Origin of the sequence: Aureispira sp. CCB-E (assembly GCF_031326345.1) — a bacterium.
Lineage (GTDB): Bacteria > Bacteroidota > Bacteroidia > Chitinophagales > Saprospiraceae > Aureispira.
The window spans coordinates 2688543-2712736 of record NZ_CP133671.1; the positions used below are offsets into that span (position 1 = coordinate 2688543).

Below are 24194 nucleotides of genomic sequence, written 5' to 3' on the forward strand. Positions count from 1 at the left end.
TTTATATTGAATTAAGAATAGTGATTACCTATGGTGCTACTTCGTGGATCGTTGATTCATCGTTTGTTGCTACTACGTGCTGCTTCGTGAGATCGCCAGTTTAGTTATCAATGCTGTTAACTATTGTTAGAAAGAAATCGACTAATTTATAAAACAATCCAATTATGCACGCAGGAAGACAATATTCCCTTTTACATACCTTGTTTTGGACTAGTAAATACATTCTTATTTTTGCAATTTGGTCTACTATTGTAGTGCTTCTTTATTCTACTTTAGAAATAAAATGGATTGGAATACCTTGGCTACCGATAGCTTTAGTTGGAACAGCAATTGCTTTTTATTTAGGGTTTAAAAATAATTCGGCATATGATCGCTTGTGGGAAGCTCGAAAAATATGGGGCGGAATTGTTAACTCTAGTCGAACATTAGGAGTCATGGCACGTGATTTTGTAACCAATGAATATGCCAATGAACGCCTCTCTCAAACCGAATTACAAAAAATACACCGTCGCTTAATCTACCGACATATTGCTTGGTTGTATGCCTTGACGTTTCAATTAAGAGAGCCCAAGCCTTGGGAGCACAACAATAAAAAATCAGCCCAAAATAGAATGTCTTTTGATACGGATCCTAAGCCAGAACGGTACGATTATCTCAAACAATTTATTAGTACAGAAGATTTTGCCTACATCAGTTCCAAGACAAACCGAGCTGTTCAATTGTTGAGTTTGCAATCTAAAGATTTAAAAGAGTTGAAATCCAAAGGGTTGATTGATAATTTTAGGCACATGGAAATGAAAGGATTAATTGAAAAACTCTATGCTTTACAAGGAAAGTGCGAGCGAATTAAAAATTATCCTTTCCCTCGCCAATACGCTTCTGTGAATGTCTTTTTTGTTTGGTTGTTTAGTTTCTTGTTGCCCTTTGCAATGGTTCATGAATTTAGCCAAACAGGTGGTTGTTTTATTTGGTTGACTGTTCCTTTGTGTGTCGTTGTTTCGTGGGTTTTTCATACGATGGAGGTTATTGGTGACTTTAGCGAAAATCCATTCGAGGGCTTGTTTAATGACGTACCAATGACTTCTTTATCTAGAACGATTGAAATAGATTTGAGAGAAATGCTAGATGAAACGGATCTTCCTGTACCTATTAAGCCTGTGACTAAGTTTAAAATTTTGTTGTAACCTTACTCTAGATCGTTAGTCCCTGTGGTTGTGAGTTCGCATAGCTCGATTCGCTATTACTACATGGTTTCAATGGAGTTTGTCTAGAGCCTTTTTAATAGTTATAATCATGAATGGAATAGCCAAGGTAGGCGATGTATATGCTTTATGGAATGAAGTGTTGCAATTATGGACGTTAATACAAGTGATACAAGAGAATGAAAAGGGCAATATAGCTCTTTTAGATTTAGAAAATACCTTTGATGAAATCCCGACGGCTACCAATTTGGTTGATTTGAAACCTTTGATAATTAATCATCATAATTGGAAAGGAGAATATAGTTGTCGATATATTGGCACCAAAAGAGTACCCAAGCGGATTATATACATCGGCAATAATACTCCTATTTTAGATTTAGAGATTAGAAGTTATTCCATAGGTTGGCCCAAAAATGTATTACAAGTGATACTACAACATCAGTGGAATCAGTTGCCTAAATCGCTGCGAGTTGCTTATAAAACGGCGAAAGCATCTAAGGAGACTGTGGAGGTAGGAGGACGCTCAAGACGTATTGATTCAACAACAATTTATATAGAACCAGAAGATGAAATACTTCTTACCGAGCTTCAAAAAATGCCTGCATTGACAGATATTTATTATAGGGGGACAAGCAATGAGTTAATTCCTTTGGTAGAAAAAAATCCGTTAATATCTACCTTAGAATGGAAAGAACATCGACAAAAAGTAGTGGACATTAGTAGAACAAATATTAGGAAATTAGAATTGGATGTTACGTTTCTCGAAGAGCTTATATTGAATGCATCTATTCGTTCGGTGTCTTTTATAGGAGATTTAGAGCAATTAAACAAGTTGAAAATTCATCATCCTTTGGGGGGAAAGTTTTTAGAAGTGGATATGTATCTTCTTAAGTCAAATATTGAACTGCCAAATTTGAATTTGCCCAATCTAGAAGAAATACGTTTGGTGGTCAATCAAATAGACATTAAACAGTTGGTAAGTTTTTATCCTAATCTTCGGACTATAGCTATTTGGGGAAATCCTGGAATCATTCACCACTTCAATTATTTTGGAAAATTTAAGCACCTAGAACATCTACAACTAAATGATTTGTTTGGTTTTGGTAAGCAAGATTTTCCTGCTCCAGAAATGCTGCCTCATCTAGAGTTTTTATGGTTGACTAGTATTCCTAAAGAGGCGGGAACGTATGCAAAAAAGCATTTTAAAGAAGTTTCTTCTTTGAGTGTAACCAAATTACGTAATGAAAAATGGTTGGCAGAAAATTTAAACAACCCTTTTCGAAGTTGGGATGGTAGAGAAGGCATCTCTACTGCCAATGCCAAGAAAGCATTCAAAGCTTTTAAGGTACTTAATTCTGGTATTGAAAAACAGTCGGACAAAGAAACTATAGTAGTGTTGTTTTCCAACTTTATTGATGTTTTTAATAAGATGGATACTCAAGGAGTGATAGATACGATGGCTCGAGAGGAAATTTATGAGGTTTATATGGAGTTGGCTAAAAAGTCATCTATCAATGAACAAGAGCTATTTGAAATTTTTGAAAAAAATAGGGATTTTTAAAATAATCAATAGTTCGTTGAAACCACGAAGTAGCAGCGCACCCAGCTTGCTGGCTCATGACCGCAGGGAGTAACTAAGCTAACTACTAAATAATAGAACTCTAAGACATTTCTTTTAAAACATAGTGTTGTTGTTGGCAGATGTTGGGGGAACCTGCTGAATAGCATCCCAGTGTTCAATAATTTTTCCTTGTTCGTCAAACCTAAAAAAGTCCATTGTTACGTATTCTTTGTTTGCATCTGACCAAACTTGATGAGTATGCAAGGCTACCAAGTCTCCTTCTGCAATAGCTCGAACAAACTCAATAGATTTGCGAGGATAATTTTTTGCTAAATCTTCGAAATAGGCAATAAACGCTTCTTTGCCATCTCCAACGGAAGGGTTATGTTGAATATATTGTGCTCCAACATATAGCTCGGTAGCTTTTTGGGGATTACCCTCATAGGCCATTTTATAAAATTCAATGGCATTTTTTTTATTATCTTGTCTGCTCATATTTTCAATTTATTTTTATAATGCTCTCAACACATTTATAACTAAAGAGGTTCAAAAAAACATTATTTAAGTAGGACTTTTAGGTCTCTGTCTTAAGCTTGTTACAAAAAAGAAGATCATTAAATACACCAATTAATCCATTGTTTGGGGTATAAACGACCAAACTAGAAGACGACTTTTTTTATTGCCTTGCCCCATGGAAATCGTATTGGTATATGCTACACCTACTTTTTTTAATAGTTTATAGGTAGGCTTAAGATGCGCTTCTTTAGAAACTAAGGTTGTAAACCAACGCACAGAACTGGCAACGCTTTTGCTTTGTGTTATCATTTGCTTTAGAAATTGCAATTCTCCTCCTTTGCACCACAATTCGTGCTGTTGACCACCAAAATTCAAAGTTGGTTCTATCACATTTTTTTTGCCTAAGTTCTTCAGTTTTCTGAGGGCTTCCATTTTGGCTTCTTCCGCAGAGGCATGAAAAGGTGGGTTACAAATAGATAGGGTAAAGTTATCTTTGGCTGTGATAATGCCTTTAAAAATGTGTTCGCTATGCTCTTGCCAACGAAGTTCTATGTTAGATCGTAGTGTCTTATTATTGAGAACAATAGCATGTGCATTTTGGAGAGAAGCTTTATTGATATCTACTCCAACAAAAGACCAAGCGTATTCTTTTACTCCAATAATTGGATAAATACAGTTGGCACCAACTCCAATATCCAATACACGAATTTTTTTTCCTTTGGGGATAAGACCATCATTTTCCTTGGCTAATAGATCGGCAATATGGTGTATATAATCGGCACGACCAGGAATAGGAGGGCAAAGGTAGTGGTCTGGGATATCCCAGTTTTGTATGGCATAGTAATAACTCAGCAAGGTTTTATTAAGCATTTTTACCGCAATGGGATCAAAAAAATCAATGGATTGTTGCCCTTGTTTGTTTTTAATGATAAATGCTTGCAATTTGGGATTGTGTTTTAATAATTCATTAAAATCATATTGCCCTTTGTGCTTGTTGCGAGGATGTAAACCTGATTTATGTTTTTGATTAGCCATTGATTTAATTGTAATGCTTTAAAGGTAAAGGGTGGAATAGCTGGTCGTTACTAGTTGTAGTTTTTTAGATCGATAATGTAGGTTGTAAAAAAACTAAAAAATAAGCGGACTATTAATAACTAAGGTATAATTTATTTAAATTATTAATTGATGTAAAAAAGTTACATTTGTAAAAAAAATAAAACAATGACGAATACAGAATTCATACTTCTTAACTTAAAAGAAATTCGGAGACGAAGCATTAAACTATGGGAAGGACTTCCAAGAGAACGTTATTTTTGGAAGCCAGATAAAGAAGCCATGACAGCCATCGAAATGATTCGACATGTTTTGGGAGCAGATCATGGGTGGAATATTATTATTAACCAAGGAGATATGTCGAGTTATATTTCTCCTTGGGAAAATCGACCGTTTGTAAGTTTGCAGGATGAACTTGAATTTGCAAAACCGTATCGCCAGCAATTTTTAGAAAGTATTCGCCAATTTTCAGCAGATGATTTAGCCAACAAAGAAATTACGCATCCAGGTAATGGTAAAGTAAGATTATTAGGAGATTATTTGCTTCGGATTGGCTACCATGAATCTGTCCATGCTGGACAATTTATTTCTTATTTAAGAATGATGCAAGTTGAGAGACCATTTATTTGGGATTAGTAGGAATGAATATTATTCAGTGCTTGAAAGGAGAGTTTACAGCCACTTAGAATACGATTTAAAAATTACAATAATCCTCAACAGAATTTAATTGAGCCCATCGAGCAGACAGTAGTTTGGCATAATCAATATAAAATAGACCATAAGAACCTAAGCTAAAACCGTCGTTTGCCTCAATTAAAATTGTTTCTCCTTGTTTGGTCACTCCTACATCAAAAGCATAGCCATTAGGTGCATTTTCATATGCTTTAGGAATTGCTTCTACAACGTTATAATCAAAATGCTTCCGCCAGTTGCCCTTATAAGGTCGAACTCCGACAATTTTATTATAACGAACAAAGCATCGCCATTCGGTTTCAATTTCTAAAGCACCCGATACCCAAACAGGCACATCAAACGTCCTGTCTCCACAGCCAATTAAATCATTGGTTCCATGAACTACACGCCCAGTAAATTTTTTAGCAAAACCTTTGGGTTTTACAAATTGTCCCCACTCCGAAGGGGTAGAAGCGATGGTATTAATCGTAGATTCTTTGAGAGGACGTTTTAAGAAATGACGCAAAGAAGGGGGATAATCTAATGGTTCAGGAGGAACAATCCCATGACGCTCCAAAGCTTGGTAAACAACCCCAATGCCTGCTACTACTATTGCTTCTTGCTCTAAATTCTCAATTTCTTTTATAGATTCAAAATGAACAATTTCAAATCCCATTCTGCGAAACCCTTCACAGGCAATGTAACAGTTGATATTTAAAGGTTGATTGGTATCTCGATGTTGAATATACGCTTTCATAGTGGTCGTTGTTAAGAGAATACACTGCTCATTAAAAGCTATTGTTTTAACGTAGTACTTAGCTGCACTGCTACTTCGTGGTAGCTCCCAGCGGTCGTGAGAGCGCAAGCTTAGTTTTTTAGCTTTTTTGTAAAAAACTAAAAAAGCATCTTTGCATCAGTTTGATTACCAGTTCTTTAAGGAATCAAGTAGCGAAAATGTATTCTATTGATAATCAAACTGATGCGATTTTCCCACGAATTAATGTAACGAGCAGCGCAATTTTTTTCAAAAAGTATTAAGATTTAAACTCTGAAATAACTTCAATTTTGCCAACAATATTAGCATTCAAGTCATCCATCAACTCAGCAGGAATCCACAACTCGTTGTGTTGATGGGCGCCTACATTTTGGATTTCAAATTGCTGCAAAAATGAATTCTTAACCTCAAAACGAGTCACATACCCAATACCATATTGTTTTACGTTCCAATCTTTTGTAATCTGAGTAGCGTAAGCTTCATTCATAACTGGATAGAAGAACGGCTGTTCTGGTTTTCGAGGAGGAAAACCACGGTGGTCAAGCTCTTGAATCAAGAATAGTTCTTTGTCATTGACAGGACGATACAAGGTTGTAGTTAGTTTTTTCATGTGTTGGTTAGTTTTGAAATTAAAATAAATAGTAGTTAACGGTGTTGTTATCATCTGATGAGTGAAACATCAATAGAGCAACACCGCTAACTATTGCTAAAAAGGAATCTACTTTTAATAGCTGTTAATACAATAAGTTAATAGAAAGAGTTCCACATCGACTTTTTTTTGTCAAAAATTGTATGGTACAAGTTGTGATAACTTATTCTAAAAAATGTCATCCAAAACAGCTATTAAGCGCTCCAATTCTTCAAAGGTATTGTAATGAGCCATGCTAACACGAACCACACCTCCTTGACGATCTAAATCTAAGGCTTTGGTAATGCCATTTGCATAAAAGTTGCCTGTTTTGATACCAATATTGTTTGCTGCGACTTTGGCATCAATTTCAGGACTATTTATTCCTTCTACCACAAAGGCAATGGTACAAACACGAACATCTTTATCAGCTGTTGTTTCTCCTATGATACGTACCTTATCTTTGGTCGCCAAAAAGTTTAGTAGATGTTGAGCTAATGCTTCTTCGTGAGCATCAAACAAATCATAGGCGAATTGCATTTGAGTTCTAATCGGTTCGTTCGCATTCATGCCGTGGTGTTGTGCAACTGCTTGCAAGTATTCAGAAATTCCATTCAAGGCGTAAGTTAACTCATAATTAGGACCGCCAGGTTGAAATTTGTACGGCAAATCATCGTTGGGTACAATTGAGTGATTGATGCCTGGAAGTCGCAACAAATGTTCTTCTTTGCCATACAAAACACCAATATGAGGACCAAAAACTTTGTAAATGCTATAAACATAAAAGTCAGCATCTATATCTTGTACATCTGGCAAGCGATGTGGGGCATAAGCAACACCGTCTACAAAAGCAAGTGCTCCTTGACGGTGGATATACGCATTGATTTCTTTGGCGGGATGAATCGTTCCAAAAATATTGGAAACATGACAGTAGGCAACTAATTTTGTTTTTGCTGACATTAGTTGTTTTAAATCTTCCAATTCTAATTGAAAGGTTTCTGTATTAAACTCCCAAGTTTTGATAACAATACCCTGCTCTGCAAGACTTTGCCAAGGGCTAATATTGGCTTGATGGTCTGCATTGGTAATAATAATTTCGTCTCCTGCTTGTAATGTTTTGCCAATGACAATAGAAAACAAACGAATGAGAGCAGTCGAAGAACTTCCTATGACTGCTTCGTGAGGAAATTTAGCGTTTAAGGTTTGTGCAATCTGAGCCGTACCACTGTTTACCCGTTCTCTGGCTTGAGTAGAGATGCTATAAGTTCCTCCAAGTTGGACATCTGAGGTCATATAATACGCTGTAATTTTATCCATGACCCTTTTTAGAGTTTGGGAACCACCAGCATTATCAAAAAAAACATAATCTTCTCTTAAAGAGGGATATTCGTTGCGAATAAAATCTAAGTCAAGTTTCATTATAATTGAGTGTTAAGAAATGCATAGAATAGATATTTAGCAATAAATTGTTCTTTATTTTTGGGTAGTAGTTAGCTTAGTTACTCCCTGCGGTCATGAACCAGCAAGTTTTTTAGCTCGCTACGCTCGTGAGATCGCAAGCTTAGTTACCAAAAAGATAAAAAAGTACATTTATTTAACCGCAAGATTTTGGTCGTATAATAAAACATGTGAAATATACTTGTTAAATGACGTTTCCACAAACTATTGCAAAAGATAATAACCACATTTTAGGTAAGCCCCTTCAGGAAAAGAAATGGGATGGTCCAAATCATGGTAGGTCTTTTCTTGAATTTTGAAGCGTTTCCCACTAGCTTTTAGGCTCTTTTCAACGGCATCAAAGAAATCAATAGCTTTGATTCTTGCGGTACAAGAAGCCAATACCAATAGACCGCCTTTGGGAACCAATTGACTGCCTAATGTTGCTAGGCGTTTATAACTGTTGATGGCACCAGCAACCTCCGATTCTTTTTTGGCAAAAGAAGGAGGATCAATGACTACAATATCATATTTTTGACCTTGTTGAATCAAATCTTCAAGCCCTTTGAAGGCATCCACGGCTAGAGTGGTGTGTTGACCAGAATGAGGATTTAAAGCCGCATTTTGTTGGGCGACAGTCAATGCTTGGGCACTAATGTCAATACTGACTACTTGGGTGGCGCCTTTGGCTAGTGCATGCACTGAAAAACCTCCAGCATAAGCAAAGACATCAAGCACAGATTTCCCTTTTGATAAGTTTCCAACTTTTAAACGATTGTGTCGATGATCTAAAAAATAGCCTGTTTTGTGACCATGAATTACATTGGCAGAAAAGTTAACACCATGCTCTTTAAATACAACGACCTCATTTTCTAAATCGCCATAGACAACTTGACCATCTTCCAAACCAAAATTATTGGGATTTTGTTGCAACAAACGACTCATACGAAGTACCATTGTTGTACAATTACTGATTTCTAGTAAGATCGGTAGAATATCATTCAAATAGGGAAACCAAATTGATGCATAAAGTTTGACGACAATAACATGTTTATAAACATCAGCAATCAAACTGGGTAAACCATCATTTTCGCCATAAATCAAACGATAACTATTGGTATCTGTAGCCAAGAGTGGTGCCCGTTTTTCATAAGCGGCTTTGATTTTGGCTTCAAACCATGCCGCATTAATGGTAGCAGCTTGATGCGTTTGTAAAACTTTAATACGTATGGGAGAATCAGGGTCGTAGAGACCGCAAGCTAAGAACTTATTCTTTTTATTATCATAAATAATAGCTAGATCACCCGCATTGCCAGTAGTACTTAATTTAGTGATTCCTCCTTCAAATACCCAAGGATGCCCTTTTTTTACCATTCGTTCGGCGGCAGGTTTGAGTTTAATAGCAAGACGTTTGATCTCAAATTTTGGAAATGTTATTATCATGAAATATTGGTCTACGTACAAGACGATATTAATACAAGAAATGCTCTTATCGCTCCAAAGGTAAGGAAGTAAATTGATTAACGTAGCACCAGTTACTTAACTTTTTTTAAGGCATCCTTGATCGCTTGATACGAAGAAGAAGAAAATTGTAATTGTTCGATAACTCCATCAGAAGAATTGGCTTTGGTCGAAGCCAAAACGGGTTGTTTGTCTTTTTCTCCAAAAGCAATAATTTGAATGGCTTCATTCTTGGGCAAGTCAGAAAAGCTGACTTGATTGCCTTCTCGTTTTCCTGTAAGAATAATTTTTGATTTTTGAAGCATCAATTTTACTTCTGCTAAAAACGTAGGTTCTACTTTTACAACTAAGTTAACAGGATCTGGACTATCTATTGCTTTGGCCGCAGCAATCCAACCCAACTTACTAATATTAAAAATATGATATTTAAATTCTAACTGATCTATGTGACTAATTTTTTGTGCCTGTAGTTTAGGATATTTTTTCCCTAGAATATTGATGTAGTGGATGTCTTTTTTGTAATGTGGTTCTGCCTGATGGACATGAAAAATATATTGACCACTAACAACAGTAGGCTGTCCATTGACTAAAAATGGTTTGCAAATAGGGTAGTTTTTCATTACCTTTAAAATTCTCTTTTGGAAATTGGTATTGACTTTTTCTTCAAAAGCAACATTTTCTATTTTTCCTAATTTATTGATGGTATAGTCTAGGTGCAAATGCTGTTCGTTGTCCCAAAGTTCTTGTTCTTCTTTTTCTTTACGAATGGTGAGGTTTTTGTCTTCCCAAAGTTCAATAGAGCTGCCATCAGCAAATTGAGCTTCCTTATACTGACCTGTTTTTAGGCGATGGTTAAACAGACGGGGCTGATCAAATTTTATAGGTGTCCAAGCTTGTGGGTGACCACTCCACAAACCAATTTCAGGAGTGTTTTTATCTTTCTTAAAATGTATTCTCAAGTCGTGTTTAGGGGAAATGGATAGGGTGTTAATACCTTGTTTGGCTTCTAAGTAAATAACTTTGCTAGCAGCTAAAAGGTGGTGATCCAAACTTGCATTAGAAATACTTTGTGCTAGAGCAGCAGAAGGAGAGTGGTATTCTTTTAGATACAAGTCTACCATGGTATTACTACCTCTGGCAATAAACGCTTTGGCTGGCACATAAATAAAAAAATCATTTGCTCCAAAAACTAGGGTGTCTCGACTGTTGTCAATTGTAAATTTAGTTGGTTCTATGTCAATAGAAGCATAGGCAAACGGCTTTAATCCACGATTGCTATCTGGGTCAAGTTTTGGGGGCTTATGATCCCCACAAGAGAGGACCAAAAGACTTGCAGCTAAGATGATGAAAAATGTATGTTGCATAAGACAAGATATTATAATAATTAGAGTAGTAAGGATACCTAATGCAAATAGGATGCTAGAAATTTTTTGAAACAATTACTGGTTGTAAAAAGAAGCAAAATTACTAGAATTTGGTCGATTAATCAAGCCAATTTTAAACGGGAACATTTTTCTTTAATTGTTCCAAAATATGAAAGGTTGCAGGGCAATACAAGGCATTCTTAGCGTGATAACTCAAGTTTTTAGAAAAGTTGACATCAGTATGTGGGTATTCACGGCAAGCCTTTGGGCGAAACTCATAGATAGAACATTTGTTGTCTTCTAATAGAAATGGGCAAGGGGTTTGCTTTAAAACAGTATCGTGGTCTTCGTCTGTAGTCAAAAAATCTTTTTCAAACGTAGCTAAAGAAAGCCCTAATTTTTTAGAAATGCGTTGGGCATCTGTTTTGTTAACAATGGGCGGCAAGCCCGAACAGCAACCCGCACAATCTAAACAATCAATTTTTTGAAAGACTTTTTCATGTGTTAAGCTTGCAAATTGGTCCAAATGTTTGCCGCGGTGTTGATGCAGTTTTTTGGTGAATTTTTGGAGTGATTTTTTTGCTCCATCCTTTTTGTTCTTCCAACTTTGAATAAGATCTTCCATAAACTAACTGTAAGTATTGATGTCGTTAAATACATTGCCAATTCAACGATCAAAGGTCATATACTTTATTGATGCGATTGAATTGTATTGCTCTGTGACTGCATTTAAGTTTTGACCATTGTTATAATAAAAATAGCTGTTGACAAGTTATCAATTTCTAATAAATACTTTGTAATTTTTCGTTTTTAAAGTAGATCTAAAACAGAATCCATCTATGCGCTCAATTCTTTTTATACTCGGAGTTATTATTCAAGTACCATTAGGATGGTATTTTTATGCGACAGAATCTACTGATTCTAAGCTAGAAACAGATGTTGTTCTTCCAAAAATACAAAAAGTAGATGGTTTTGATATGGATATTGTTCCTGCTGCGGCTCAATTTCATAAATATGTTGATTTCTTAAAAGACAAACGTTTGGGATTGGTGGTTAATCACACATCTACTGTAGGAACACACCACTTGGTAGATACTTTGGTTAGAATGGGGTTTGATATAAAAAAAATATTTGCCCCTGAACACGGTTTTAGAGGAAAGGCAGACGCAGGAGAAAAACTTAAAGATGGTCTAGATGCTCGTACTGGTATTTCAATTGTTTCATTATACGGCAAAAACCGAAAACCCAATGCGACACAATTCCAAGATTTAGACTTAGTAATATTTGATATTCAGGATGTAGGAACTCGGTTTTATACCTACACTTCGACGATGACCTATGTGATGGAAGCTTGTGCAGAAAACAATGTGCCTTTGTTAATTTTGGATCGTCCCAATCCTAATGGGCATTATGTTGATGGTCCAGTTTTAGAAAAGGATCAAAAGAGTTTTGTCGGTTTACATCCTGTGCCCGTTGTTCATGGCTTAACGATAGCGGAATATGCACATATGATAAACGAGGAGGGTTGGCTAGAAAATGAGGTGCAGTGTGAATTGTATCATGTAGAATGTTTGAACTATGACCATACTAAGTTTTATCAATTGCCTATTCCACCTTCGCCTAATTTACCAAATATGAAAAGTATTTATCTGTATCCTTCCCTGTGTTGGTTTGAAGGCACAACAGTTAGTGTGGGCAGAGGAACTACCAAGCAATTTCAAGTATATGGTCATCCAGATTGTTCTATTGGAAACTATAATTTCAAACCCATACCCAGAGAAGGAGCGAAAAAACCCAAGCACGAAGGATTGTCTTGCAAAGGGTATGATTTGAGCCAACTGACTATTGAAAAATTGCAAACAAGCACCCAACTTAACTTGAATTATTTGGTCGATTTTTATACTCATTTGAGCGAAGACCAACAAGCTGCATTTTTTAATAAAAACAATTTCTTTGATAAATTAGCAGGTACCAGTACCTTGCAAGCGCAACTCAAAGAAGGAACGAGCATTTCAGCGATTCAAAAAGAATGGAAAGCGGCTTTGGACAACTATAAAAAGTTGCGAAAAAAATACTTATTGTATAAAGACTTTGAATAATTGAAATGCTTGAACCATAGTTGTTATTGTATCTCTTGCATTTTTCGGATCTGCGTAAGAAGCATTTTTTTAGGCGTGATAGGAATAGCAGCCATCATCATTTTTTGTGTAAATGTCAATCCTGAAATAACATCTAACTTCCCTGCTAGCATTGCATTGTAACCATCCAAAGCGACAGACCTAGCACTAGCTGCCTGTGCAAACAAATCTGTTTTGTCCATGCCAGATGTATCTGCAAAACCTGTTTCTGTTGCACCTGGCAAAAGCGCTGTAACTGTGATATTGGTATCGTGTAACTCTTCGGCAATTGCATTGCTAAAGGAGGTTACATAAGCTTTTGTAGCATAATAAACAGCTTGCAAAGGACCTGGTAGCAAGCTTGCTGTAGAGGAGACATTGAGTATTTTTCCGTTGTTTCGAGCAACAAAGTCAGGTAAAAAATAACGGGTTAAAGAAGTTAATGCGATGATATTCAAATGAATCATTGCCAAATCGTCTTTCCATGCCCGTTCGTGAAATTTGCCTTGTCCTCCAAAACCAGCATTGTTAATCAAATAATCTACCGTTATGTTATCGTCCTTTATCTCGTTATAAATATCTAAGGTCGCATTGGTTTCTGTTAAGTCTTTGACAATGATTTTAACGTTAACAGAATATTTTTGTTCCAACTCAGCTTTTAACCGATTAAGTTTGTCTTCACTTCTTGCAATGAGAATCAAGTCGCCTCCTTTTTCAGCATGAATAAATGCAAATTCTTTTCCTATGCCACTAGAGGCTCCTGTAATTAAGGCTACTTTTTTCATAATAATTTGTGTTCAATACTTAAATAATAAGACAAAGATAAGGCAAGAAACAAGAGGGATGTTTGTTAAAAAAAATCAAATCTACTTGTCAAAAAAAGTCAATAAATATTGCTATTGTCTAGTTGCTTATCGTTCTGTAGTACTTTTGTAATCTATAAATGAGGTAAATGTTTTGTCGATTGGTAACAAACTAAAGAATTAGACTACAGATACTTATTATAATAAAATCAAACCCCAAATTGTTCTAAATGATGGCTGTGATGTTTGTAAATTGCCCAACTGCGTTCGGATGGAGATAGTTTCCCAAATAACGTATGTTCTGTACTTCCTGTATGGCGAACAAAGGCATCCAAAGATGCCAAAAAGCGTTCTTTTTCAGCATCAAAATCTTTTTGACTATTAATTACATATTGTTGATGAGTGGGAGAACTTTTAGGGTAAGGCTTATCGTTAAGAACGGATTTTTTGATAAACCCTTTGAATAACTTTAGGAAAAAAGGAGTGTTTTTTAGAGCCTTGCCATTACAAGCTTCTTGAACTTCGGTGCAATGAGCAAACATTTGAGCTGCGTTCATCGTCCCCCAAAGAGGTCGACTATCGGCTTTGATACGCTGAAATCTAGCCTTGAAGTCCTGGTAAACTTGTGGATCAAATAGATTAGGATGTTTGGTAGTCGCCATAGTTGCTTATTTGATAAAATGCGTTATTGATGCTACAATAGTTCGTTGTAAAACTTTATTAGTTTGATAATCAATAAGTTATATCTTTGTTGTGTTTTGTGTTAAAATTTTGATTATCAAACTAATATAAATGTGCTTTTTTATCTTTTTGGTAACTAAGCTTGCGATCTCACGAGCGTAGCGAGCTAAAAAAGTAAAAAATCAACGAACTACTAATGCTAAGAAGGTACAAAAATTTATATTCATAACAAAAAGTAGGGTAGGGTAATTCTCAAACGGTTAAGAGCTGAAGAAGCTATTAAAAATAACTTGCTTCTGCAAAAAAACTATTTGAATTTTTAATCCCTTTGGGAGATGATTTTTATCTATAATTTAGGCTTATAATAAACTAAATACGGAATTAATTGAATGAATAGAATCTATAAATAGGAATTTTTGTCTTTTTTTTTATCAAAAAAACGTTTTTATCTTGTAATTTATGAAGACCAGTTCTATTTAGGATATAAAAAATGTGATTTTTTTAGAAGAATTAAACTTTTTTTAACTGTTTTTATATAACTTTGTTGAGTAGAAGCACTTCTATTTCAGTTCATAAAGTTATTATTAACTGAATGTTGAAGCTAGTCCCCAGCTAGTATTTAACTTAGATAATCCTCTTATCAAAGTTGACTTATCTAAATATGATTCAAAGAATAATTGAATAAAATTTAAGTTAGTGAATTGCGACTAATTTAAGAAGAACTGATGGCTTAGTTAAAGTGATTTTTGACAAAGATAAATTTTCTATTTCTCCTTAATTTTAAGTAATTTACATACACATTAAAATCAAGGTACACCACATCCTTTCTTGATTCATCTACTTATAATGACAATTAATAAGGTTAATAGTCTATGATCTTATTAGCACATTGTCGCTTCTTAAAACACGTACAAAATGATGAGATTAACATTAATGCTCGCCTTTTTGTTTGTTTCTGTCGTTACCCATGCACAGCTGTCGGTCCAAAAAGGACTTACAGCACAACAGCTTGGGAATAATCTGGCAGGGGCAAACATTAACATTATTAATCCAACCATTACGGGAGATACGAGCCAATATGGCTTGTTCAATTTTACTGGAACTGGTTTAGGTTTATCTTCTGGAGTCATATTATCGACAGGAGATATTGATAATGCTGTGGGACCTAACAGCAATCCCAGTACCTCAACCTCTTATGGGTTGCCAGGAGATGCCGACTTGACAGCTCTAGCAGGTTTTGCAACACAAGATGCGGTTGTTTTCGAATTTGAATTTGAGGTTCAAGGGGACGAACTCGAATTTAATTTTGTATTCTTATCAGAAGAATACAACGAATTTGTCAATAGTGGATTTAATGATGTATTTGCTTTTTACATCAGTGGTCCAGGTATTGTTGGGCAAGAAAATTTAGCAGTTGTGCCAGGAACAACAACTCCTGTTACGATTAACAGTATCAACAACGGCTCTTTTTTCCAGTTTTATAATGACAATGATGCTAGTGTGACGAATCAAGTTAATGTAGAATTTGATGGTTTTACAACCTTGATGAAAGCGAGAAGAACCAATCTAACACCTTGTAGCGTATACAAGTTATCGCTGCGAATTGCCGATGGTTCTGACGATCGTTTAGATTCTGGGGTATTATTACAAGAAAACTCATTGGTTTCTAATAGTATTGCCGTTAACTCTGCAACAGTTAGCACCGATACTACAGCCTTAGAAGGTTGTATCCCTGCAACATTTACGTTTAATTTGGGAGCAACGGCTGCGACGGATCTCAATATTCCAATTCGTTTGGGAGGCACAGCGTTAAATGGTGTCGATTACGCATTCATAGATTCTATCATTACAATTCCTGCGGGACAAACTTCTTCAACAGTTATTATCAATGCATTAGCAGATGGTATTACAGAAGGTAGAGAAACAATTGAATTATATTATAGTCCGTCTTCTTGTGCGCCTGAAGATACTGTTTTGTTGTATATAGACGATGCAACTTCTATTACATTTGATGCTTTGGGCACCAATTTGAATTGTAATGGAAATAGCTCAGGAAGTATTAATGTAAATATAACAGGGGGGGCACCACCTTATAATGTTACCTATATTGATACGGCAACGGGTGTCTCTAACACCGTTCCCGCAACGTCCTTGCCAATAACAGGCTTGGATGCTACTTCTTATTTATTGCGTATTTCTGACCAATACGGATGTACGGCAGATGCTATTGTTGTTGGAGGAAACTTCAATGCAGGACAAACATTTTTGCCCGATGGTACAGGAGCTTCGTATACATCAGGTATTAATATAACAGGTTTTAATGCAGGGCAAACGCTTAACTCAATTAATCAAATCAACTCTATTTGTGCAACAATGGAGCACTCTTATGCTAGTGATTTGACAATAGAATTGGTCGCGCCAAGTGGACAAAGCATTCAATTAAAGAATGTAGGAAATACAGGAACAGGTGTGAATACTTGTGACTTGGGAGAGCCAATTGCCTCTGGACCAGTTGATAACTGGAGTACTTCAAACACTTTGCCAGGGGTAGGGTACCAATATTGTTGGACCAATAACCCAACTTATGCCACGATGAACGATATGGTTTCGCCAGCTCCTCCAGGCCCTCCACCAACACATACCTTTACAACATTGGCAGGAAATACTTATACGGATTACTACTTGCCAGCGGGCTCTTATGCTCCTCGTCAATCTTTCTTTGGTTTGTTGGGAACTTCATTAAATGGAAACTGGACGTTGAGGGTAACCGATAATTTTGCACAAGACAATGGTTACATTTTTGATTGGTCAATTAGTTTGCAAACTGATTTGCCAGACTCTATTGTTACTTTAACCGAGCCGCCAGCACCTACTATGGCACACACTACAACAGATCCAGCTTGTGGTATGTCGAATGGAGCAATTGATTTTTCTGTAACAGGAAATGGACCATTTACGTATCTATGGTCAAATGGCGCAACGACAGAGGATTTGAATAACATCACAGCAGGTTCGTACACAGTAACAGTTACGGATGGAACGGGGTGTACTTATGATTATACCGTCAATTTATCAAATACGGGGTCAGTAACCCTAAGTGCTGTTGTAACCGACGAAGCGTGTGATGGTTCCAATGATGGTGCGATTGATTTGAGTGTAGGGGCAGGAACATTTACCTACGCATGGTCAAATTCAGCATCTACAGAAGACTTGACAGGTTTGGCACCTGGAACATATACTGTAACCGTTTCAGATGGTACTTGTGTAGGGGTAGCTAGCTATACGGTTGATCCAGCTAGTACAATTGTAGTTACTTCTTCTATTACAAATGAAAATTGTGGAGATCAAGAAGGAGTTATAAATATTTCTTTGCAAGGCGGAGTAACACCGTTTACCTATATTTGGTCGAATGGTGAAACATCACAAGATATTGATGATTTGCAACAAGGTAATTATTTTGTAACAGTGACCGATGCCAACAACTGTACAACAGTAGATTCATTTACAGTAATTAATTTAGTTGGAAACTGTGTGCCTAGTTGTGATTTAGATATTACAAGCTTCTTAGCGTCTAATGAAAATTGTGCAGATGGTACTGGTGCTGTAGATATTACCGTTTTTACAACTAGTGGACCAATTACTTACTTGTGGTCAAATGGAGCAACAACGCAAGATATTAGTGGCTTATCGGCAGGATCTTATGCCGTTACGGTGACAGATGCTATTAATTGTGTGGATACGATGAGTTTTAACATTATCAATCAAGCAAGTGGCTTGAGTATAGCATCGATGAATGTGACGAATGAGTTCTGTGGTAATGGTTCTGGAGCTATTGATGCAACAATATCAGGAGGTTCTTTGCCATATACTTATTTGTGGTCAAATGGTGCGACAACCCAAGATCTTTCGAATGTTGCGGCAGGAGCTTATACGTTGACAGTAACCGATGGAAATGGCTGTCGTTATGTAGATAATGCCACTGTTGTTAACAATACAGGTGGTTTTGTTCAAACATTTGGCAATGCAGTAGATGAAGTTTGTTCTAATGGACAAGGTTCTATTGATATTTTATTTAGTGGTGGTCAAACGCCTTATTCTTACTTGTGGTCAAATGGGGCAACAACAGAAGATTTGATAGGAATTAGTGCAGGAACGTACACTTGTACTGTAACCGATAATGCAGGATGTGTGCTCATTACACCAAGTTATGTCGTTAATAACAATGCAGGTGGTTTGACATTTAATAACATAGATGTTGACAATGAAACTTGTGCCAACGGGCAAGGAGAGATTACCTTGAGTATTACTGGCGGACAAGCACCTTATACCTATGCTTGGAATACAGGAGCTAACACAGCAGCCATAACTGGTTTGTCAGCAGGAGCGTATACTGCAACGGTAACCGATAATAGTGGTTGTGCTATTTTTACCAACACCTTGAACTTAGCGAACAATAGTGGTAACCTTTCTTTAGATGCAGTACAAGTGATGGACGAAACGTGTGGTAGCGGAACTGGTAGTGTAGATATTACGGTATCAGGAAATACAGGTCCGTTGAGTTTTGCATGGAGTAATAGCTCTGCTTCTGAAGATTTATCCAACTTATCGGCAGGAAATTATAATTGTACGATTACAGATTCTGTCGGTTGTGCAGTATATGCCAATGCAACGGTCAACAATGATCCAGGAGCCTTGAGTATTGATAATACAATTATCAGCGATGAAACTTGTGGTCAAAATGATGGTTCGGTAACTATTATTGTTTCTGGAGCCAATGCACCTGCTACTTATGCATGGTCAAATGCTAGTGCGACACAAAATCTATCTAACATCGCAGCTGGAACATATAGTGTAACAGTAACCGATGCTATTGGTTGTACGGTAACATCTAATGCTAATGTTCAAAATAATACAGGAACGCTAGCTTTAGCAGGACAAGTATTAACGAATGAAGTTTGTGGGAATGGACAAGGGGCGATTGATATTAGTATAACGGGGGGAACCGCTCCACTGACTTATTTGTGGTCTAATAACGCCACAACAGAAGATGTATCAGGTTTGACATCAGGAACGTATACTTGTACAATTTCAGATGCGTCAGGTTGTGATTTGATTGCAGGTCCTTACGTTATTAATAATAGTTCAGGAACATTAACACAAGGAACGCATCTAGTAACAGATGAAACGTGTGGGAATGGACAAGGGGCGATTGATATTACTGTAACAGGTGGAACGGCACCATTGACTTATTTATGGTCTAATAATGCCACAACAGAAGATTTGACCAACTTGTCAGCAGGAACGTATACTGGTACGGTTAGTGATGCTTCGGGTTGTTCGTTAATTATTACAAGAACAGTGAACAACAACGCTGGTGGATTGACGATCTCGAATGCTCAAGTCGTAGATGAAAACTGTACAGACGGACAAGGGGCAATTGATATCACAATTGCTGGTGGTACTCCTACCTATACCTATGCATGGTCAAACTCAGCAACGACAGAAGATTTGACAACTTTAAGTGCTGGAACATATAGCGTAACGGTGACCGATGCCAATGGTTGTGCTGTTTCTAATAGTTATACAGTTAATAATAATTCTGCCAACTTTCAATTGGCTAACATCAATACGACAAACGAAAATTGTGGAGATGGAACAGGGGCTATTGATGTGACCTTCACTGGAGGACAGGCACCCCTTGTATATGCATGGTCAAATGGCGCAACAACCGAGGATTTAACAGGGTTAAATGCAGGCGTGTATGCTGCAACAGTAACAGATGCCAATGGCTGTGTAATTACACATTCTTCTAGCATCCAAAACGATCCAGGGTCATTAACAGTTTCTAATGATAGTATTGTTGATGCAACTTGTGGAGCAGTTAATGGAGCTGTTTTCCTCACGATAAGTAACGGTACACCAGGATATACTTATCAATGGTCGAATGGTGCTACTACTCAAAACTTGACAGGCTTGTCAGGAGGGACGTATACTTGTGTCATTACGGATGCAAACGGATGTACGACAAACTATACGGGAACAGTACAGGATTTGGGCGGTAATTTGCAAATTGCTAATAGTTCTACTGTAGACGATGCTTGTAATCAAGGAACTGGTTCTATTACAACAACCGTGACAGGTGGTGGACTTCCGTATACTTATAATTGGTCAACGGTCTCATCTAATCCATGTTGCAACTATGAGCTGCATATGTTTGATTTAAATGGCAATGGATGGGGAGGTACACCTGCTCCATTTGTAAATGTATATGTCAATAATAATTTAATTGGTGCCTATACAGTGCCAATAGGTCCAGGAAACTCATTCAATAGCGTTGCTATACCCGTATGTACAGGAGATATCATTGCTGTTGAATACGTTGCTGCGGCTCAAAATGGTAATAATGCCTACTTATTGCTAAATGCTGCTGGCGATACTGTATTCCAAGATGGTCCTAATCCATTCTCGGGAGGAATTGCCTATACAGGAAATGTAACTTGTTCTATCAATGGTCAAGGAACCAATAGTATTTCCAACTTATCGGCTGGAAATTATGGTTTAACGGTTACGGATAATTACGGTTGTTCTGTAACACAAGCCTACACGATTAATAACTCTAGTGGAGCAATTAATATTAGTTTGAATAATCAAGTCGATGAAACTTGTGGTCTAGGAAATGGAGCACTTGATGTCACCGTAGGAGGGGCAGCGAATCCAACTTACTTGTGGTCGAATGGTGCAACAACAGAGGATATTACAGGTTTGTCTGCGGGAGCATATACAATGACTGCAACAGACCCAAGTAATGGCTGTACAACAGTAGGAAGTTATACGATTGTCAACAATGCCAATGGCTTGGTAGTTACAGATACCTTAGTTACAAATGAAACTTGTGGGAATGGGCAAGGAGCAATTGACCTTACAGTTAGTGGAGGGGCAACACCTTATTCGTTTGCATGGTCGAATGGATCAGGAACAGAGGATATTATTCTGTTATCAGCGGGTACTTATATAGTTACTATTACAGATAATACTGGCTGTGATTTAGTAGAAACGTATACCGTTATCAATAATGCCAATGGTATTACAGCATCAGCCGTTACAACAGACGAAACTTGTGGTGATGGAACAGGTGCTATTGATATGACAGTAACAGGAGGAACAACACCATATACTTTTGCATGGTCAAATGGCGCAACAACAGAGGATATTACAGGTCTATCTGCGGGCATATATAATACTACTATTACCGATGCCTCAGGATGTGTTATTGTCTTTGCGGATACAGTCAACAATACAACTAGTACCGTAACGATTACAAATGTAACGATCGATACTGCTTTCTGTGGTAATAATGATGGAGGCGTTACATTAGCTTTATCTGGTGGTGCATTACCATTGAGTTTTAATTGGAGTAATGGAGCAACGACTCAAAACCTTACCAATGTAACTCCTGGGACCTATACTTTAACTATAACAGAAGCCAATGGATGTATGTTGGTCGATTCTTTTGTAGTGGAGAACAATGCTTTCTTTGATGTGACTGCTACCGTTACCAACGAAGCCTGTGGTGATGGAACGGGGGCTATTGATTTAACAATAGCAGCTGGAGGACCTCCTCCATCCTTTGTATGGTCAACAGGAGCAACAACAGAGGATTTAGCCAACCTTTCCGCAGGAACATATTCCGTAACCATGACGGTTAACTTTGGACCTGGCGGGGGTGGATGTACTCATGTGGAAACGTATCAGGTAATTAATGATTTAGGACCTGTTAATATAGATAGCTTAGTTGTTACCGATGAAACGTGTAATCAAGCCAATGGTGAAATTGATGCGTATACGTCGATCGATAGTTTCTGTAGCTATACCTTGAATTTGTATGATGGCTTTGGCTTTGGTTGGCAAGGTTCAAGTGTGACTGTTATCGTTAATGGAGTAAATGTAGGAAACTATACTGCGACAGCGGCTGTTTCTTCCTTTACGATCAAAGTTCCTAGCGGGCAAAGCATTCAATTTATTTATAATGAAAGCCCATTTGCACCAGGGCAAGATAGTTATGATGTAGTCTTAAACGGAACGACCGAATTTATTTCAGGGCTAAATCCAGTAAATGGCTCTGGGTATACAACTACTTGTACTAGTCCTACGACCTCTGTAACTAGTTTTACCTACTTATGGTCAACAGGAGCAACAACTCAAAGTATTTCTGCTTTATCAGCAGGTACGTACACCTTATCTATAACCGATAATAATGGTTGTGTAACAATTGATTCCGTCTCTATCCAAAACAACACATTCGGATTTGGTATTGCTGGTGCATTGCTGACAGACGAACAATGTGGTGATGGTACTGGTGCCATTGATTTGACAATAGGAGGCGGAGCGAGTCCATATACTTTTGTTTGGAGCAATGGAGCAACAACAGAAGATTTGACAGGTCTTTCAGCTGGAAGCTATGATGTTACGGTAACAGATAACTTAGGTTGTGCCTTGGTACAATCGTATGTTATTAATAATAATACCAATAATTTTGGAGTTACTGGAACAACAACAGCGGCTAACTGTGCGGCAGCGGATGGTAGTGTAGATATTACAGTAACTGGAGGAACAAGCCCTTACACTTATGCGTGGAGCAATGGAGCAACAACAGAAGACGTGAGTGCCGTTGTTTCTGGTACCTATGTTGTAACGATAACAGATGCAGCAGGTTGTATTATTAATGCTACTTATACTGTTGGAAATACAGGTGGTGGTTTAGGATTGACCTCTACACCAACAGCTGCAACTTGTAATCAGGCAAATGGCGGTATGATCTTAAATGTAACAGGGGGAACAAGTCCTTATACTTATGCATGGAACAATGGAGCGACAGGAGCTAGTATTTCGGGTGTATTGGCTGGAAATTATGGTGCAACTATAACTGATGCCAATGGCTGTCAATTATCTGTACCAATTGTAATTCCAAATATCGGAACTCCTGTAGACTTTATTTCTGGAGATACAACTTCAACGTCTTGTTCTAGTTGTAGCGATGGTGCGGTTGACTTAACTCTAGGAGGAGCTGGTGCACCTTATACCTTTGTTTGGAGCAATGGAGCAACAACTGAAGATTTAATAAATGTTGTTCCTGGAGTCTATAATGTAACGATTACAAACGTGGATGGTTGTACAATGGATACTGTATTTACAGTTGATTTCTCTACGGCAATAGTGGAATTAGAGGGCATGGAACTGAGTGTGTATCCAAACCCATCTAATGGAAGCATTTATGTAGAATTTGCACAACTACCAATGGAGCCAATCCAAATTGAAGTGTTCAATGCACTTGGACAACGTGTTATGGAGCGTACTTATGCTCCTCAGTTGATTCAAGAACGTATTCATGTAGATGTACAAAATGCCAGTACTGGAACTTATATGATGAAAATCTCTTCTGCTGGAAAATACATTACCAAACGAGTGGTTATTTTGAAAGAGTAGAGTAATTTATAAATGCCATTTCTGAACATAGGCTAACCTTTTATAGTTGGATTATGTTTGGGAATGGCTTATTTATTCAAAACAACACATTGTCCCCACCTTTGTTATGAAGTTATTTGAGAATTAATTTTTTTTAAATAAGTTCAACTCATCAACTATTTGTAATGCAAATGTTGCCCAAAAAACATACTTTTGTGGCGTAAAATTCGAGCAATACGTTTTTCTAGTATATGCTTGGGATGCTTATATCTTATTTTAGAAGAATAAGATGGGGGTATCTTTAAATTATGTAGTATTGATTATGAGAAAGAACTTGCTTTTTAACTTAAAATAAGTTGTTCTTATCTAAGAAGGAGGAATTGAATTTAAGTCATTTTGGCAAAATATTACTCTGAAAAACGAAAACAACAATGTGTTAAGTCAAAGAAAGTTCAATAACAA

General features: G+C 37.1%; 15 protein-coding genes. 5 read left to right on the top strand and 10 right to left on the bottom strand.

Annotated elements, in window-relative coordinates; translation table 11 throughout:
• Positions 1–164 precede the first annotated feature (164 nt).
• Both QP953_RS10185 and QP953_RS10190 read left to right on the top strand, forming a co-directional pair.
• Positions 165–1184: a bestrophin family ion channel gene (locus QP953_RS10185; RefSeq protein ID WP_309554901.1), complete on the top strand. Its 1020-nt coding sequence runs from the start codon at positions 165–167 to the stop codon at positions 1182–1184.
• A 109-nt stretch (positions 1185–1293) separates the two neighbouring features.
• Positions 1294–2763 (top strand): hypothetical protein, encoded by a 1470-nt coding sequence (locus QP953_RS10190; RefSeq protein WP_309554902.1) that lies wholly within the window; start codon positions 1294–1296, stop codon positions 2761–2763.
• A gap of 114 nt (positions 2764–2877) precedes the next feature.
• On the opposite strand, the gene QP953_RS10195 is transcribed toward QP953_RS10190, so the two are convergent.
• Positions 2878–3258 (bottom strand): nuclear transport factor 2 family protein, encoded by a 381-nt coding sequence (locus QP953_RS10195; RefSeq protein WP_309554903.1) that lies wholly within the window; start codon positions 3256–3258, stop codon positions 2878–2880.
• 132 nt (positions 3259–3390) lie between these two features.
• Positions 3391–4314, bottom strand: coding sequence for a 23S rRNA (adenine(1618)-N(6))-methyltransferase RlmF (rlmF, locus tag QP953_RS10200; RefSeq protein WP_309554904.1), 924 nt, complete (start codon positions 4312–4314; stop codon positions 3391–3393).
• Between the two features lie 186 nt (positions 4315–4500).
• Here rlmF and QP953_RS10205 point away from each other — a divergent pair, with 186 nt between their 5' ends.
• On the top strand, positions 4501–4968 hold the full coding sequence (locus QP953_RS10205) for a DinB family protein (RefSeq protein ID WP_052598621.1): 468 nt from the start codon (positions 4501–4503) through the stop codon (positions 4966–4968).
• Between the two features lie 58 nt (positions 4969–5026).
• Here QP953_RS10205 and QP953_RS10210 read toward each other — a convergent pair whose 3' ends face one another.
• The 6 genes from QP953_RS10210 to QP953_RS10235 form a co-directional block, all read right to left on the bottom strand.
• Positions 5027–5761 carry an ATP-grasp domain-containing protein gene (locus QP953_RS10210; RefSeq protein ID WP_052598622.1) on the bottom strand — a complete coding sequence of 245 codons (735 nt, stop codon included), beginning with the start codon at positions 5759–5761 and terminating at the stop codon, positions 5027–5029.
• A 277-nt stretch (positions 5762–6038) separates the two neighbouring features.
• Positions 6039–6389, bottom strand: a complete 351-nt coding sequence (locus QP953_RS10215) for a hypothetical protein (RefSeq protein WP_052598623.1) — start codon at positions 6387–6389, stop codon at positions 6039–6041.
• Positions 6390–6596: 207 nt separating this feature from the next.
• On the bottom strand, positions 6597–7826 hold the full coding sequence (locus QP953_RS10220) for a cysteine desulfurase-like protein (RefSeq protein ID WP_309554905.1): 1230 nt from the start codon (positions 7824–7826) through the stop codon (positions 6597–6599).
• 243 nt (positions 7827–8069) lie between these two features.
• Entirely contained in the window at positions 8070–9287 is a 1218-nt protein-coding gene (locus QP953_RS10225) for a class I SAM-dependent rRNA methyltransferase (RefSeq protein ID WP_309554906.1), read from the bottom strand.
• A 92-nt stretch (positions 9288–9379) separates the two neighbouring features.
• Positions 9380–10669 carry a hypothetical protein gene (locus QP953_RS10230; RefSeq protein WP_309554908.1) on the bottom strand — a complete coding sequence of 430 codons (1290 nt, stop codon included), beginning with the start codon at positions 10667–10669 and terminating at the stop codon, positions 9380–9382.
• Between the two features lie 133 nt (positions 10670–10802).
• Positions 10803–11294 (bottom strand): YkgJ family cysteine cluster protein, encoded by a 492-nt coding sequence (locus tag QP953_RS10235; protein WP_052598627.1) that lies wholly within the window; start codon positions 11292–11294, stop codon positions 10803–10805.
• Between the two features lie 214 nt (positions 11295–11508).
• Here QP953_RS10235 and QP953_RS10240 point away from each other — a divergent pair, with 214 nt between their 5' ends.
• Complete coding sequence (locus tag QP953_RS10240) at positions 11509–12768, top strand: DUF1343 domain-containing protein (RefSeq protein ID WP_309554909.1); 1260 nt, start codon at positions 11509–11511, stop codon at positions 12766–12768.
• A gap of 23 nt (positions 12769–12791) precedes the next feature.
• On the opposite strand, the gene QP953_RS10245 is transcribed toward QP953_RS10240, so the two are convergent.
• Together QP953_RS10245 and QP953_RS10250 are read right to left on the bottom strand one after the other, a co-directional pair.
• Positions 12792–13571, bottom strand: coding sequence for an SDR family oxidoreductase (locus tag QP953_RS10245; RefSeq protein ID WP_052598628.1), 780 nt, complete (start codon positions 13569–13571; stop codon positions 12792–12794).
• Positions 13572–13798: 227 nt separating this feature from the next.
• Positions 13799–14251 (bottom strand): DUF1569 domain-containing protein, encoded by a 453-nt coding sequence (locus tag QP953_RS10250; protein WP_309554910.1) that lies wholly within the window; start codon positions 14249–14251, stop codon positions 13799–13801.
• Between the two features lie 934 nt (positions 14252–15185).
• Here QP953_RS10250 and QP953_RS10255 point away from each other — a divergent pair.
• Positions 15186–23753 carry a choice-of-anchor L domain-containing protein gene (locus tag QP953_RS10255; protein WP_309554911.1) on the top strand — a complete coding sequence of 2856 codons (8568 nt, stop codon included), beginning with the start codon at positions 15186–15188 and terminating at the stop codon, positions 23751–23753.
• The last annotated feature ends 441 nt before the right edge of the window (positions 23754–24194 follow it).

Excerpts from the sequence above, each read along its gene's own strand:
- QP953_RS10185 (WP_309554901.1), top strand. The coding sequence starts at position 165 with ATGCACGCAGGAAGACAATATTCCCTTTTACATACCTTGTTTTGGACT.
- QP953_RS10190 (WP_309554902.1), top strand. The coding sequence starts at position 1,294 with ATGAATGGAATAGCCAAGGTAGGCGATGTATATGCTTTATGGAATGAA.
- QP953_RS10195 (WP_309554903.1), bottom strand. The coding sequence starts at position 3,258 with ATGAGCAGACAAGATAATAAAAAAAATGCCATTGAATTTTATAAAATG.
- rlmF (WP_309554904.1), bottom strand. The coding sequence starts at position 4,314 with ATGGCTAATCAAAAACATAAATCAGGTTTACATCCTCGCAACAAGCAC.
- QP953_RS10205 (WP_052598621.1), top strand. The coding sequence starts at position 4,501 with ATGACGAATACAGAATTCATACTTCTTAACTTAAAAGAAATTCGGAGA.
- QP953_RS10210 (WP_052598622.1), bottom strand. The coding sequence starts at position 5,761 with ATGAAAGCGTATATTCAACATCGAGATACCAATCAACCTTTAAATATC.
- QP953_RS10215 (WP_052598623.1), bottom strand. The coding sequence starts at position 6,389 with ATGAAAAAACTAACTACAACCTTGTATCGTCCTGTCAATGACAAAGAA.
- QP953_RS10220 (WP_309554905.1), bottom strand. The coding sequence starts at position 7,826 with ATGAAACTTGACTTAGATTTTATTCGCAACGAATATCCCTCTTTAAGA.
- QP953_RS10225 (WP_309554906.1), bottom strand. The coding sequence starts at position 9,287 with ATGATAATAACATTTCCAAAATTTGAGATCAAACGTCTTGCTATTAAA.
- QP953_RS10230 (WP_309554908.1), bottom strand. The coding sequence starts at position 10,669 with ATGCAACATACATTTTTCATCATCTTAGCTGCAAGTCTTTTGGTCCTC.
- QP953_RS10235 (WP_052598627.1), bottom strand. The coding sequence starts at position 11,294 with ATGGAAGATCTTATTCAAAGTTGGAAGAACAAAAAGGATGGAGCAAAA.
- QP953_RS10240 (WP_309554909.1), top strand. The coding sequence starts at position 11,509 with ATGCGCTCAATTCTTTTTATACTCGGAGTTATTATTCAAGTACCATTA.
- QP953_RS10245 (WP_052598628.1), bottom strand. The coding sequence starts at position 13,571 with ATGAAAAAAGTAGCCTTAATTACAGGAGCCTCTAGTGGCATAGGAAAA.
- QP953_RS10250 (WP_309554910.1), bottom strand. The coding sequence starts at position 14,251 with ATGGCGACTACCAAACATCCTAATCTATTTGATCCACAAGTTTACCAG.
- QP953_RS10255 (WP_309554911.1), top strand. The coding sequence starts at position 15,186 with ATGATGAGATTAACATTAATGCTCGCCTTTTTGTTTGTTTCTGTCGTT.